Raw genomic sequence first — 12,207 nt, forward strand, 5'->3', positions numbered from 1 at the left:
GGGGTGTCGTAGTCGAGCGACTTCGCGGGGGAAAGCAGGAACAGCATCAGCTGATTATGTGGGGCTGGGGTTTCCCCGGGCCGCCCCGGTAAAATCCCGGGCAATCCCACCCTGTCACCAACGGCACCCGAGGGTGCCGTTTTGCATTCCCCATGAGCGAACCTACCTCCCAGCCCGGCCTCGAGAGCCTGTCCAAATCGTTCGAATCCGCCGCCATCGAGGCGCACTGGGGCCCGGAATGGGAGCAGCGCGGCTACGCCAAGGCGGGCTTCCGCGGCACGCAGCAGCCCAAGGAAGGCGCCGAGTCGTTCGCGATCCAGCTGCCGCCGCCCAACGTGACGGGCACGCTGCACATGGGCCATGCGTTCAACCAGACGATCATGGACAGCCTCACGCGCTACCACCGCATGAAGGGCGCCAACACGCTGTGGGTGCCGGGCACCGACCACGCGGGCATCGCCACCCAGATCGTGGTGGAGCGCCAGCTGCAGGAGCAAAAAGTCAGCCGCCACGACCTGGGCCGCAAGAACTTCGTGGCGCGCGTGTGGGAATGGAAGGAAAAGTCGGGCAGCACCATCACCGAGCAGATGCGCCGCATGGGCGACACGGTCGACTGGAGCCGCGAGTACTTCACGATGGACGACGACCTCTCGAAGGTGGTCACGCACACCTTCGTGAAGCTGTACGAAGAAGGCCTGATCTACCGCGGCAAGCGCCTGGGCAACTGGGACCCGGTGCTCAAGACCTCGGTGAGCGACCTGGAAGTCGAGAGCGAGGAAGAAGACGGCTCGCTCTGGCACATCGCCTACCCGCTGGAAGACGGCAGCGGCACGCTCACGGTGGCCACCACGCGCCCCGAAACCATGCTCGGCGACACGGCCGTGATGGTCCACCCCGAAGACGAACGCTACAAGCACCTGATCGGCCAGCGCGTGAAGCTGCCGCTGGTGGACCGGCTGATCCCGATCATTGCCGACGACTACGTCGACAAGGAATTCGGCACCGGCGTGGTCAAGGTCACGCCCGCGCACGACTACAACGACTATGCCGTGGGCCAGCGCCACAAGCTCGAGGTGATCGGCATCCTGACGCTGGACGCGACCATCAACGACAACGCGCCTGAAAAATACCGCGGCATGGACCGCTTCGTGGCGCGCAAGGCCATCGTGGCCGACCTGGAGGCGCTGGGCCTGCTGGTCGAGGTGAAGAAGCACCGCCTCATGGTGCCGCGCTGCGCGCGCTCGGGCGCCGTGGTCGAGCCCATGCTCACCGACCAGTGGTACGTGGCCATGACGCGCCCCGGCGCCGACGGCCAGTCGATCGCGCAGAAGGCCATCGACGTCGTGAAGTCGGGCGAGGTGCGCTTCGTGCCCGAGAACTGGGTCAACACCTACAACCACTGGATGGAGAACATCCAGGACTGGACCATTTCGCGCCAGCTCTGGTGGGGCCACCAGATTCCCGCCTGGTACGACGAAGACGGCAAGGTGTACGTGGCCGAGACCGAAGCCGAGGCGCAGGCCAAGGCGCCGGGCAAGACGCTCACGCGCGACGAAGACGTGCTCGACACCTGGTACTCGTCGGCGCTGGTGCCCTTCTCGTCGCTGGGCTGGCCCGAGAAGACGCAGGACCTGGCGCTGTACCTGCCCTCGACCGTGCTCGTGACGGGCTACGACATCATCTTCTTCTGGGTCGCCCGGATGATCATGATGACCAAGCACTTCATGGGCACTGTGCCGTTCAAGGACGTGTACATCCACGGCCTGGTGCGCGACGCCCAGGGCAAGAAGATGAGCAAGTCGGAAGGCAACGTGCTCGACCCGGTCGACCTGATCGACGGCATCGAGTTGCCCGCGCTGCTCGACAAGCGCACCCAAGGCCTGCGCAAGCCCGAGACCGCACCGGCGGTACGCAAGAACACGCAGAAGGAATTCCCCGAGGGCATTCCGGCCTTCGGCGCCGATGCGCTGCGCTTCACCTTCGCTTCGCTGGCCTCGCTGGGCCGCAGCATCAACTTCGATTCGAAGCGCTGCGAGGGTTATCGCAACTTCTGCAACAAGCTGTGGAACGCCACGCGTTTCGTGCTGATGAACTGCGAAGGCCAGGACTGCGGCCTGCTGGAGCACAGCAAGGAAGACTGCCAGGTCGGCGGCAAGGCGCACGGTTACCTGAAGTTCAGCCGCGCCGATTTCTGGATCGTCTCGCAGCTGCAGCGCGTCGAGGCCGAAGTGGCCAAGGGCTTCGAGGAATACCGCCTGGACAACGTGGCCAACGCGATCTACCAGTTCGCCTGGGACGAGTTCTGCGACTGGTACCTCGAGATTGCCAAGGTGCAGATCCAGACCGGCGACGACGCGCAAAAGCGCGCCACGCGCCGCACGCTGATCCGCGTGCTCGAAGCGCTGCTGCGCCTGGCGCACCCGATCATTCCGTTCATCACCGAAGAGCTGTGGCAGAAGGTCTCGAAGGTCGCGGGCCGTGAAGGCGCATCGATCATGATCGCGGCCTACCCGCAGAGCCAGCCGGAGAAGATCGACGAAGCCGCAGAAGCACACGTGGCCCGCCTGAAGGCGCTGGTCGATGCCTGCCGCACGCTGCGCGGCGAGATGAACGTGTCGCCCGCCACGCGCCTGCCGCTGTACGCGGTAGCCGACGACGCCGAGGGCGCGGCCTTCCTGCGCGACGCGGCCCCGGTGCTGCAGGCGCTGGCCAAGCTCAAGGAAGTGAAGGTGTTCGACGACGAGGCCTCGTGGCAGGCTGCCGCCGAAGCGGCGCCCGTGGCGGTGGTGGGCGCGGCGCGCCTGTGCCTGCACATGGAGATCGACAAGGCGGCCGAGAAGCTGCGCATCGGCAAGGAAATTGCACGCATCGAGGGTGAGATCGCCAAGGTGCACGGCAAGCTCGGCAACGAGGCCTTCGTGGCCAAGGCGCCGCCCGCCGTGATCGAACAGGAGCGCACGCGCCTGGCCGATTTCACCGCCACGCTGGAGCGCCTGCGCGGCCAGCTTGTGCGCCTCGGCTGACAGACGAGGCCAGGGTGGGGGCTTAGGATGCGGATGCAGGCTTTGCGCTGCATCCTCTCCCAACCCTCTTCTTTCCTCTTTCAAACGACACTGAACCGCCCATGTCCACTTCTTCCCCGACGCGCATCCGCAAGGCCGTATTCCCTGTTGCAGGCTTCGGCACCCGCTTTCTGCCGGCCACCAAGGCGCAGCCCAAAGAGATGCTGCCCGTGGTCGACAAGCCGCTGATCCAGTACGCCGTCGAAGAAGCCTATGCCGCGGGCATCCGCGACATGATTTTTGTGACCGGGCGCAACAAGCGCGCGATCGAAGACCACTACGACACCGCCTACGAGCTCGAAAGCCAGCTCGAAGCCAGCGGCAAGGACGCGCTGCTCGAAATCGCCCGTTCGGTGTCGCCCGACGACATGACCTGCTCGTACGTGCGCCAGCCGCGCATGCTGGGCCTGGGCCACGCCGTGCTGTGCGCCGAGCACCTGGTGGGCAACGAGCCCTTCGCCGTGCTGCTGGCCGACGACCTGATGGTCGGCCCTGTCGGTGGCCAGCCGGTGCTGGCGCAGATGACCGAAGTCTTCGCGCGCCTGGGCGCCTCGGTGCTGGCCGTGCAAGAGGTGCCGCTGGAGCACGTCAAGCGCTACGGCATCGTGGCCGGCGAGAACGTGGAAGACGGCCTCGTGAAGGTCAACCGCATGGTCGAGAAGCCCAAGCCCGAAGACGCGCCCTCGCGCCTGGGTGTGGCCGGCCGCTACATCCTCACGCCCGGCGTGTTCGACGAGATCCGCAACCAGCCCAAGGGCGCGGGCGGCGAGATCCAGCTGACCGACGGCATCGCGGCGCTGATGAAGAAGGAATCGGTCTACGCCTATTCGTACAAGGGCATCCGCTACGACTGTGGCAGCAAGGAAGGCTTCCTGCAGGCGTCGGTGGAGCTGGCGCTGGCGCACCCTGAAGTGGGCGCGCAGTTCCGCGAATACCTCAAGAGCCTGAAGCTCTGAGGGCGCTGCAAAGCAATGAAAACAAAAGGGGCCGCGAGGCCCCTTTTTCTTTTGCCGGTTGCCGACGCTAGCGCCGCTTCAGCACATGGATGAAGTCGCTGCCCACGGTCTCCTGCGCCACCAGTTCGTTGCCGGTCTGGCGCGCAAAGGCCTGGAAGTCGCGCACCGAACCCGGGTCGGTCGACACCACCTTCAGCAGCTGGCCGCTCGCCATGTCGTTGAGCGATTTCTTCGCCTTCAGGATCGGCAGCGGACAGTTGAGGCCGCGCGTGTCGATTTCGCGGTCAACTTGCATTGCCAGGCTCCGGCGGCAGGTTCAGGCCGCGACGACGCTCTTCGTTTTCCGCGGCAGTGAAGAACACCGGCTCTTGGCCGCGCGTGCGCAGCCAGTCGGCCAGCGCATAGCCGGTGCCGGCGGGCCAGCACCGCAGGTCGGGCAGGTCGTAGAGGCGGTAGTCCACCAGCTCGGGCGAGAGCTTCACCTCGCCGTCGGCCACCACGTGGTACGCGATGATGATCTGGTTCATGCGCTGGAAGTCGTAGGCCCCGACGAGCTTGGCGGCGCTCACGTCCAGGTTGGTCTCTTCCTTGACCTCGCGCGCGATGCCCTCCTCGGGCGTCTCGCCGGCCTCCATGAAGCCGGTGATGAGCGCGAACATCTTGCCCGGCCAGGCCGCATTGCGCGCCAGCAGCACCTGGCCGCGGTACTCGACGATGGCCGCCAGCACGGGCGTGGGGTTGTTCCAGTGCGTGTGGCCGCAGTTGGGGCAGCGCAGGCGTTCCTTGGGACCGCCGTCTTCCATCAACGCGATCCATTCGAGCGGGGTGGCGCAGGCCTGGCAGAACTTGGGGTGGGGCATGGAAAGTCTCTGTTCTTTTTCGCGGGCGTGGGGGGGGGGGGGGGGGGGGGGGGGGGGGGGGGGCGCCCGGGGGGCGCCGCCGCAGTGTGAAGGGAATCAGGCGGGGAAAACGCCCGTCGACAGGTAGCGGTCGCCGCGGTCGCAGACCACGAAGACGATGGTGGCGTTCTCGACCTTCTTCGACACCTCGATGGCCGCCCACAGCGCGCCGGCCGCCGAGATGCCGCCGAAGATGCCCTCTTCGCGCGCCAGGCGTCGGCACATCTCCTCGGCGTCGTCCTGGCTCACGCTGATTTCCTCGTCGACGCGGCTCGGGTCGTAGATCTTCGGCAGGTACTCGACCGGCCACTTGCGGATGCCGGGAATGCGCGAGCCTTCGGCCGGCTGCGCACCGACGATGCGCACCGCCGGGTTCTTTTCCTTCAGGTAGCGCGAGACGCCGGTGATGGTGCCCGTGGTGCCCATGGCGCTCACGAAGTGCGTGATCTTGCCGTGCGTGTCGGTCCAGATCTCGGGGCCGGTGGTCTCGTAGTGGATGCGCGGGTTGTCGGGGTTGGCGAACTGGTCGAGCACGCGGCCCTTGCCCTGGGCGACCATCTGCTCGGCCAGGTCGCGCGCGTATTCCATGCCGCCGCTCTTGGGCGTGAGCACCAGCTCGGCGCCGAAGGCCTTCATGGTCTGGGCGCGTTCCACCGAGAGGTCCTCCGGCATGATCAGCACCATGCGGTAGCCCTTGATGGCCGCGGCCATCGCCAGCGCGATGCCGGTGTTGCCCGAAGTGGCCTCGATCAGCGTGTCGCCGGGCTTGATTTCACCGCGCTCCTCGGCCCGTTTGATCATCGACAGCGCCGGCCGGTCCTTGACCGAGCCCGCCGGATTGTTGCCTTCGAGCTTGCCCAGGATCACGTTGCCGCGCTTGGCGTTTTCCGCAGCGTGGATGCGTTGCAGGGCAACCAGGGGGGTCTTGCCGATGGCGTCTTCGATCGTCGGATAATTCATGCCAGCCACTGTGCCATAATTTTGGGCTTCCTTCCGGATGTGCCCGGGTGGTGAAATTGGTAGACGCAGGGGACTCAAAATCCCCCACCGAAAGGTGTGCCGGTTCGATTCCGGCCCCGGGCACCATGAGACAACATCACATCGTCTCACCCAACATCAAAACCCGCTCGCTTCATAGGCGCAGCGGGTTTTTCTTTGCCTCAAGCCGTCTCAGCCCATAGCATCCCATGTCGGCACTTTGTAGGTACTTCTGTAGGTACTGACAAAAGTGGCGAGAATGAAGTACCGACAAATCGAAGGGGCTGGAATGGCGCTCACAGACACGTTCGTGAAGCAGGCGAAACACAAGGGTTCGGCGGCCGGCGAGCGCTATGCCGACGGCGGCGGGATGTATCTCCGAGTGAAAGCGTCGGGCAAGTACTGGCGCATGGATTTCCGGATCGACGGCAAGCCTCAAACCCTGGCGCTCGGCGTCTACCCTGAGGTCTCCCTGGCCAAAGCCCGTCAGCGGCGTGAAAAGGCACGCGAACAACTCGCCGACGGCATCAACCCGAACGTGGCCAAGCGCGAAGAGAAAGCGGCCAAGATTGCCGCCGCCGGGAACACCTTCGAAGTGGTCGCCCGGGACTGGCTGGCAAAAACCGCGAGCAAGCGCGGCCTCAGCACCCACGAGAAGATCGAAACTTGGCTCACCAAGGACGTTTTCCCCTTCATCGGCCGAGACCCCGTGGCAGACCTCAAGGCGAAGGATGTGCTGGACAAGGTGGCCCGGCGCATGGAGGCTCGCGGCATCCACGAGAGCGCCCACCGTGTCGTCCAGGTCTGCTCTCAGGTGCTGCGCTTCGCCGTGGCGACGGGACTTGCTGAACGCGATGTGACGGCCGATCTGCGAGGTGCGCTGGCTTCGGTTGAGAAGGCCCACTATGCGGCGATCACCGAACCCAAGGAAGCTGGCCAGCTCATGCGGGCAATCCGAGGCTACACCGGCCATCCGGCGACCTCTGCCGCGCTACAGCTCTCGCCCCTGGTGTTTCTGCGCCCTGGCGAGCTGCGCGCGGCTGAATGGGCGGAGATCGACCTGGAAGCTGCGGAATGGCGCATCCCGGGCTCCAAGATGAAGATGAAGGTGGAGCATCTGGTGCCGCTGTCGCGCCAGGCGATCGATGTCTTCAAGGCCATCCAGCCGCTCACCGGGCATGGCCGCTACGTGTTCCCCAGCATCCGCACAGGCGAGCGCTGCATGAGCGAGAACACCATCAACGCTGCGTTGCGCGGCATGGGGTACGGGTCTGACGTGATGACTGCCCACGGCTTCCGGGCGATGGCGCGCACGATCATGGATGAGGTGCTGGGCGAGCGACCCGACCTGATCGAGCACCAACTGGCGCATACCGTGAAAGACCCGAATGGCCGGGCCTACAACCGCACCGCCCACCTGCCCGCGCGCCGGGAAATGATGCAACGCTGGGCCGACTACCTAGAAAAGCTCGCCGCAGGCGCTGAGATCATCCAGTTCAAAGCGGCCTGACAACCCAGCCGGCCTGATCCACGACTGTCGTGAGCGTCCAGTCATCCCATCTTGACCTGCCGCACGCGGGTCACCTGGACTGCAGCTGTGCTCCGACGTAGGCAACGCACTCCACGAGGTTGAGGACGGCTCAGGCGGCGGGCAGCTGGCTGATTCAATTGTTTGATTTAGTCGTTGATGCCGAAATGCAGAAGCCAATGTCCCCGCGCTGACGACAACGCGATGTCTTGCCACGTGCATTCGTAGAAGAGCGGCGGACTGGTACGCACCTCGTCAAGAGTCGGCTCACCAACGACATCCAGAATTTCGTCTACAACGAATGTGACGACGTTCTTGCGCACCCATTCCCGGCGGTCGCCCAAGCTAGGCGAACAGTGGGTCTTGAAGAACCACTCGTCGATAACTGCGTGGAGCGCGTCTTTCGTCGCTCCCGGCATTGGACTTAGCGAGATATGCCAGTCGCGAGCGGGATGCGGCTTCTTCGTTTTCCAGTTGATGATGGACTCGAAATACAAGGCCAGCGCAGGCCCCAACGTTTCGGCTTTAGGTAGCTCGATCAGCTCGTACTCGCAGTTGTGGTCGGAGCCCTGATTAAGCAAAGCGACCAGTTTGAGCAATTTGTTTGCACCGCCAATTGTCATGTCTTAAGTCTGAGTTGGGCGTGGGTGATCGGTAGCTTTCCAGCGGTGCTGGTTTTCGGCTACCCGGGTAACGAATGAACCCCGATGGGGCCTAGTCTGCTGGTGGCTGAGAGACCGACGTACCGCCTTGATGGGGAAACGGTACGTAGCCAGGCGTCGGGGCAGGAAGTCGATCTATGCATTCAGCGGAACACGCATTGACCAGCAGCGGAAGAACGTCAGTGGCGACGTTGAACGACAACCATCGCTGATGAACAGCGCATCGACTCTCAAGAAGGCCGTTGCAAACGCTGCATCGCGCCGGAATCAGAGCAGCAACCACTGGGTCTAGTTTGGGAAATGTTGCCCGGTGCTTGTAGTTCCCATAGAGCGCTCGCGTACTGACAGTGCTTGATTTCAAGCGAAGGCATCGCGTTATTTCGTATGGAAACCAGTGCAGCCCGTACGAGGTATAGGGGATGAACTGCTCCAGGCTCTCCATCTCCCCGATTTCAGGCGGAATGCGAAGCAGGCTGCTGCGATACAGATTGAGCTTCCTGACGTGCTTCAGCTTGGCGATCGATGGGGGCAATGTGACGACCTGCGCCCACAGCTCAGCACCGAGAGTCTCCTTGGGGGAAAACGTTTCTCTGCGATCGCGAGCCGCTTCCTCGACCAGCTCCAACAGCGCGAGCCATCCTGGCAAGGTAGTGTCTTGGGGTTCAAGATGAAGATGCGTTTCCGGCCAAGGCAGCGGATGCCCCTCCTCGATTGCGTCGTAGATCGCGTCCCATTCCTCATCGGAGGGATACATCTCGCATGAATGACTGGTCAACAGGTTCTCCCGCAGTTCCTCTATGCGCTGCCATCGTATCCTCGTCTATTCGCCGCCGAGGAAGACTCGCTGCAGCACCCGATGATCACGGCTCCGCCCCCCCAGAGGCCAGTCAATATGGCTCCGATCATCCAGCTCGCTGACTGCCTCCCCCGCGATGCGGGAGTTGCTTGTAGGAGCCGCCCGCCCCCCCACATCCGCTCGACGGGTTACCGCTCTGCGGCGCGCAGCTGAATCTTGGATCGGCAACGCAGCTTCGCGAAGTTGGTACAGCCCCAAAACAAGGATCCCCCCTCCTTGGGCTCACGCACAACCATTTTTATGCCGCAACTCGCGCAGGTTGGGCGCCAATACTCGCCCTGATACGCCGTCTCCAGCAACAGGGCTTGCTGCGCTGGCGTTCTAGATGCGATCAGCTTCAACAACCCTTCACGATTTTGAGCGCTGATCCCGTGCGCACTGGCGAAAGAGGATGCCTCGGAAGTAAACGTTGCACTGGTGGCAAAGATGCCGCGGTCAAGGTCGTGAGACTTGAGTACGCCGAAGAAAGCGCGCACATCGTCCACCGCGACCTTTCGAGACCAGTGCTTGCATTGCACGATCATTGGCTTGCTCGCATTCTGCAGGTACAGCCAGATATCCACTCCACCGTCTGCGCCATGCGACTGGGATTCAGTGCGCACGCCGGCTTGCCCATACAACGCCTCGCACAGGGCTTCGAAGCGACGCCATTCAATGTGATCAAAGACTTCCGGCGTCCACGCCCGCGCCTGCGGCGCAAAAGACTCGGCCTCGATTTGGCGAGCAGAACGTCCGATGGAAGTGCCAGCAACCGCTGCGGCGGCTGGATTGCGTCTTGGCCAGGGCATGCAGATTCTTCTCCTACAGCAAATGTAGCTGCTGCACGCGAAGATCGGTAAGCCGCCCCAGGTAGTCGCTCAAGTAGAGCGTCGAACGAGCGCGGACGTGACCCTTATCAATCGCGCCACGTAACCACAACCGCGTCCTGGTCACTGCTGTAAGCGCTACTCCAGTTCTTCCGGCGGCGATGTGCTGAAAGAGACTGAGGAGATCAAAGAGCTGCCGTAGCGTGGTGCCAGGAAGCTAAAGCGGCAAGACTTCAGACGCCCTGCGCGAGCGATTGACAGCAAGGCATCGAACTGCCTCAACGACAACTCCATCCCTGCCTGTAGCTTTGGTTTCGTGCCAGTAATCGAGCCAACGCTTGGGATCTCAGCTCTGCCTGCGGTCGGAGAGGTTGAGCCCATGATCTGAAAGTCAAACGCAAGAACGCCATTGACAGCCTCCGTGAGCGTGCCATAGACCTTCATGTAAGTTTGTTCCTCGCGCCTGCGCTCCTCAATCGCTTTGCCACCTTGGGCCATCGCATAGAGGTCTAGACCCCAGTCTTCGATCACCCCCTGTCGCCTGAGGATTTCGCGTTGGGGACTGTGCTTTTTCTTCACGGTGATCATAGGCAGGGAACGTTGTTGCGACTCGGCTCGGCACTGTAGACCGAGGGCTGGTCGATGTGAGTTTGCACATGAGCAAGCAAGCAAGAAGTAGCATCCCCCCATGTGGAAGCCCGCCAGCCCTATCGTGATCGCCGGCCGCACCCTGACCGATCAGGAGGCATGGTGGCACGAATTTCGAGAAGAGCTTCGCGATCAGTGCAGCGGCAAGCTCGACGGCGACTGGCTCACCATGGTCTGCCGCGTCGTCTACCCAATCGCCTTCAATGATGACCCTCGACATATCGCCAGGCTGGCGCATGCTGTCTTTAGGCTCCAGAGGCCAAAACTCGGCGGTGCAGCGCACAGAACAGATATGCCCAGGCCACGGTCAAATCAACGTACCTGTTGGCGACGGGTGCGGCGGTAGGCCTAGCCCGCCTGTCATCTACCGCCTAAGCAGTACCGAAAACGGGACCGTTACTGAAACAGTACCGGAAACGGGACCGGTCCCAAAAACGGACACGAACAGTACCGTTCCCCCCCAAGCGCTCCCTACAAGGATGGACCAATCGTCCTCCGTGAGGTGATCAGCTGCCAGCGACATCCATGCAGCGAGGTTGGCAATAGAGCCACATAGGACTTTAGTCCAATGCGCTCGATGGAACGCCCTCCTAGGATCGCGCGTCCTTGGAGGGGTCTTCTCATGTCATCTGCTTCCCGCGCCGCAGGCCTCAGCCTTCGGGTACAGCTCAAGCTCAACCCAATATCGCGCCTCATGCTGACCGCAACGCTGCCCGCAATCCTTTTCGCCTGCGGGGGCGGTAGTGGCGGGGGCGCGCCATTTGCCCCCATCGCCGTGGCGCCAACACCAGATGTCCCACCACCGCCACCGCCACCGACTCCACCGGCGCCGCCTCCGCCCGTTGCTCCACCGCCAGCAGCGCAGACAACGACACTCGTGCACAGCGTCGCCACGCTCGCGCTGTCAGTGAGCGACCCAGGACTGAATCCAGCGCTCACGGGCGCGTCGAGAAAAATCATCATCACGAATACAGGGCTCTATGATGCCAAGGGGCTCACGGCGACTGTTTCCCCAGCGTTGCCGCCCGGTTCCTCGTTTGCCACGAACTGCGGTGGCGTGCTGCCGGCAGGCAGCAGTTGCCAGGTCACTGTTGCGCCCGGTGCCACACCCACATCGGCCCCGCTAGTCACGGCGCAGCCGTCCACGCTGCACGTCGTGGGCGACAACACCAATTCTTCGAGCACTGACATCCGCATCCTGAGCTATGGGAGCGTTTATCAAGCGGGCTATGTGTTCAGCCTGGACGACACTACGGCTCCGACGGCCAGCGTGGGCGGCAAGGTGCTGGCCCTGTTGTCCGAATCGAACGGGGAAAAATGGGGTCCCGATGGGCCGACCGACAGCGTGCCCTACGGCGATAGCCGGGCGACGACACAGGCCGTTGCCGGCCTGTTCCAAGGCCAACCTTCGGCTGCGCAGACATGCGTCAGCAGTTCCACCGGCGGCTATTCGGATTGGTATCTGCCAGGAGTGTGCGAAATGGCGACCTGCGCCAGCAACACCCAGCAGATGATGTACACGTTACTTCTGCCGCATTCCGGAAGCTTCGATCCGACGCGCCGCTACTGGCTGGCGGACCCGAGAGTCCCGATCAATCCGCCCTCAAGCACGACCGCCAGTTCGTACGATCGTGTTTCTATCCTCTTTATGGATTCACGCAGCAATCTTCACCTGGTGCGCTGCATGCGCGATCTTGCGAACTGATCAGGCACACGGGCGCATCTATCGAAGTGGCCGAGAACACGCCAAGCGTGATGGTGGCCGCTGATAGCACCGAGGTCACGCAGCAGTCGCCCAGAACAACAAAATCC

Annotated in this window: 11 protein-coding genes and 1 tRNA gene; 5 read left to right on the top strand and 7 right to left on the bottom strand. The window is 63.2% G+C overall.

The genetic code is table 11. The annotated features are described in order from the left end of the window. The first annotated feature begins 152 nt into the window (after window positions 1-152). Together AC07YS_RS31420 and galU are read left to right on the top strand one after the other, a co-directional pair. Window positions 153-3,023, top strand: a complete 2,871-nt coding sequence (locus AC07YS_RS31420) for a valine--tRNA ligase (protein WP_495270230.1) — start codon at window positions 153-155, stop codon at window positions 3,021-3,023. A 101-nt stretch (window positions 3,024-3,124) separates the two neighbouring features. Continuing rightward, complete coding sequence (gene galU, locus AC07YS_RS31425) at window positions 3,125-4,018, top strand: UTP--glucose-1-phosphate uridylyltransferase GalU (RefSeq protein WP_070062154.1); 894 nt, start codon at window positions 3,125-3,127, stop codon at window positions 4,016-4,018. Between the two features lie 67 nt (window positions 4,019-4,085). Here the strand turns inward: galU and AC07YS_RS31430 are convergent, their stop codons facing one another. The 3 genes from AC07YS_RS31430 to cysM all read right to left on the bottom strand — a co-directional run bounded on the left by AC07YS_RS31430 (window position 4,086) and on the right by cysM (window position 5,877). Beyond that, window positions 4,086-4,313: a sulfurtransferase TusA family protein gene (locus tag AC07YS_RS31430; RefSeq protein WP_056572272.1), complete on the bottom strand. Its 228-nt coding sequence runs from the start codon at window positions 4,311-4,313 to the stop codon at window positions 4,086-4,088. Next, window positions 4,303-4,878, bottom strand: a complete 576-nt coding sequence (locus AC07YS_RS31435; RefSeq protein WP_495270231.1) for an NUDIX domain-containing protein — start codon at window positions 4,876-4,878, stop codon at window positions 4,303-4,305. The genes AC07YS_RS31430 and AC07YS_RS31435 overlap by 11 nt, the downstream gene beginning before the upstream one ends. Before the next feature lie 96 nt (window positions 4,879-4,974). Continuing rightward, window positions 4,975-5,877, bottom strand: coding sequence for a cysteine synthase CysM (gene cysM / locus AC07YS_RS31440; protein ID WP_095746540.1), 903 nt, complete (start codon window positions 5,875-5,877; stop codon window positions 4,975-4,977). A gap of 41 nt (window positions 5,878-5,918) precedes the next feature. On the opposite strand from cysM, the gene AC07YS_RS31445 reads away from it, so the two are divergent. Together AC07YS_RS31445 and AC07YS_RS31450 are read left to right on the top strand one after the other, a co-directional pair. Continuing rightward, window positions 5,919-6,003, top strand: a tRNA-Leu gene (locus tag AC07YS_RS31445). A gap of 181 nt (window positions 6,004-6,184) precedes the next feature. Next, window positions 6,185-7,405 (top strand): tyrosine-type recombinase/integrase, encoded by a 1,221-nt coding sequence (locus AC07YS_RS31450; RefSeq protein ID WP_495270237.1) that lies wholly within the window; start codon window positions 6,185-6,187, stop codon window positions 7,403-7,405. Between the two features lie 167 nt (window positions 7,406-7,572). On the opposite strand, the gene AC07YS_RS31455 is transcribed toward AC07YS_RS31450, so the two are convergent. The 4 genes from AC07YS_RS31455 to AC07YS_RS31470 form a co-directional block, all read right to left on the bottom strand. Further along, window positions 7,573-8,046 (bottom strand): hypothetical protein, encoded by a 474-nt coding sequence (locus AC07YS_RS31455; protein WP_495270232.1) that lies wholly within the window; start codon window positions 8,044-8,046, stop codon window positions 7,573-7,575. Between the two features lie 91 nt (window positions 8,047-8,137). Next, window positions 8,138-8,839: a hypothetical protein gene (locus tag AC07YS_RS31460; RefSeq protein WP_495270233.1), complete on the bottom strand. Its 702-nt coding sequence runs from the start codon at window positions 8,837-8,839 to the stop codon at window positions 8,138-8,140. Between the two features lie 230 nt (window positions 8,840-9,069). Then, complete coding sequence (locus AC07YS_RS31465) at window positions 9,070-9,729, bottom strand: restriction endonuclease (RefSeq protein ID WP_495270234.1); 660 nt, start codon at window positions 9,727-9,729, stop codon at window positions 9,070-9,072. Between the two features lie 156 nt (window positions 9,730-9,885). Then, the gene (locus AC07YS_RS31470; protein WP_495270235.1) at window positions 9,886-10,335 is read right to left on the bottom strand and encodes a hypothetical protein; all 450 of its coding nucleotides are present in this window, start codon (window positions 10,333-10,335) and stop codon (window positions 9,886-9,888) included. Between the two features lie 937 nt (window positions 10,336-11,272). Here AC07YS_RS31470 and AC07YS_RS31475 point away from each other — a divergent pair. Further along, complete coding sequence (locus AC07YS_RS31475) at window positions 11,273-12,100, top strand: hypothetical protein (RefSeq protein WP_495270236.1); 828 nt, start codon at window positions 11,273-11,275, stop codon at window positions 12,098-12,100. The last annotated feature ends 107 nt before the right edge of the window (window positions 12,101-12,207 follow it).

The organism is Variovorax sp. GW458-11-26-14-LB1 (assembly GCF_059423965.1).

What these genes read in the sequence shown, in the direction of transcription:
- AC07YS_RS31420 (WP_495270230.1), top strand. Translation starts at nt 153, where the DNA reads ATGAGCGAACCTACCTCCCAGCCCGGCCTCGAGAGCCTGTCCAAATCG.
- galU (WP_070062154.1), top strand. Translation starts at nt 3,125, where the DNA reads ATGTCCACTTCTTCCCCGACGCGCATCCGCAAGGCCGTATTCCCTGTT.
- AC07YS_RS31430 (WP_056572272.1), bottom strand. Translation starts at nt 4,313, where the DNA reads ATGCAAGTTGACCGCGAAATCGACACGCGCGGCCTCAACTGTCCGCTG.
- AC07YS_RS31435 (WP_495270231.1), bottom strand. Translation starts at nt 4,878, where the DNA reads ATGCCCCACCCCAAGTTCTGCCAGGCCTGCGCCACCCCGCTCGAATGG.
- cysM (WP_095746540.1), bottom strand. Translation starts at nt 5,877, where the DNA reads ATGAATTATCCGACGATCGAAGACGCCATCGGCAAGACCCCCCTGGTT.
- AC07YS_RS31450 (WP_495270237.1), top strand. Translation starts at nt 6,185, where the DNA reads ATGGCGCTCACAGACACGTTCGTGAAGCAGGCGAAACACAAGGGTTCG.
- AC07YS_RS31455 (WP_495270232.1), bottom strand. Translation starts at nt 8,046, where the DNA reads ATGACAATTGGCGGTGCAAACAAATTGCTCAAACTGGTCGCTTTGCTT.
- AC07YS_RS31460 (WP_495270233.1), bottom strand. Translation starts at nt 8,839, where the DNA reads ATGTATCCCTCCGATGAGGAATGGGACGCGATCTACGACGCAATCGAG.
- AC07YS_RS31465 (WP_495270234.1), bottom strand. Translation starts at nt 9,729, where the DNA reads ATGCCCTGGCCAAGACGCAATCCAGCCGCCGCAGCGGTTGCTGGCACT.
- AC07YS_RS31470 (WP_495270235.1), bottom strand. Translation starts at nt 10,335, where the DNA reads ATGATCACCGTGAAGAAAAAGCACAGTCCCCAACGCGAAATCCTCAGG.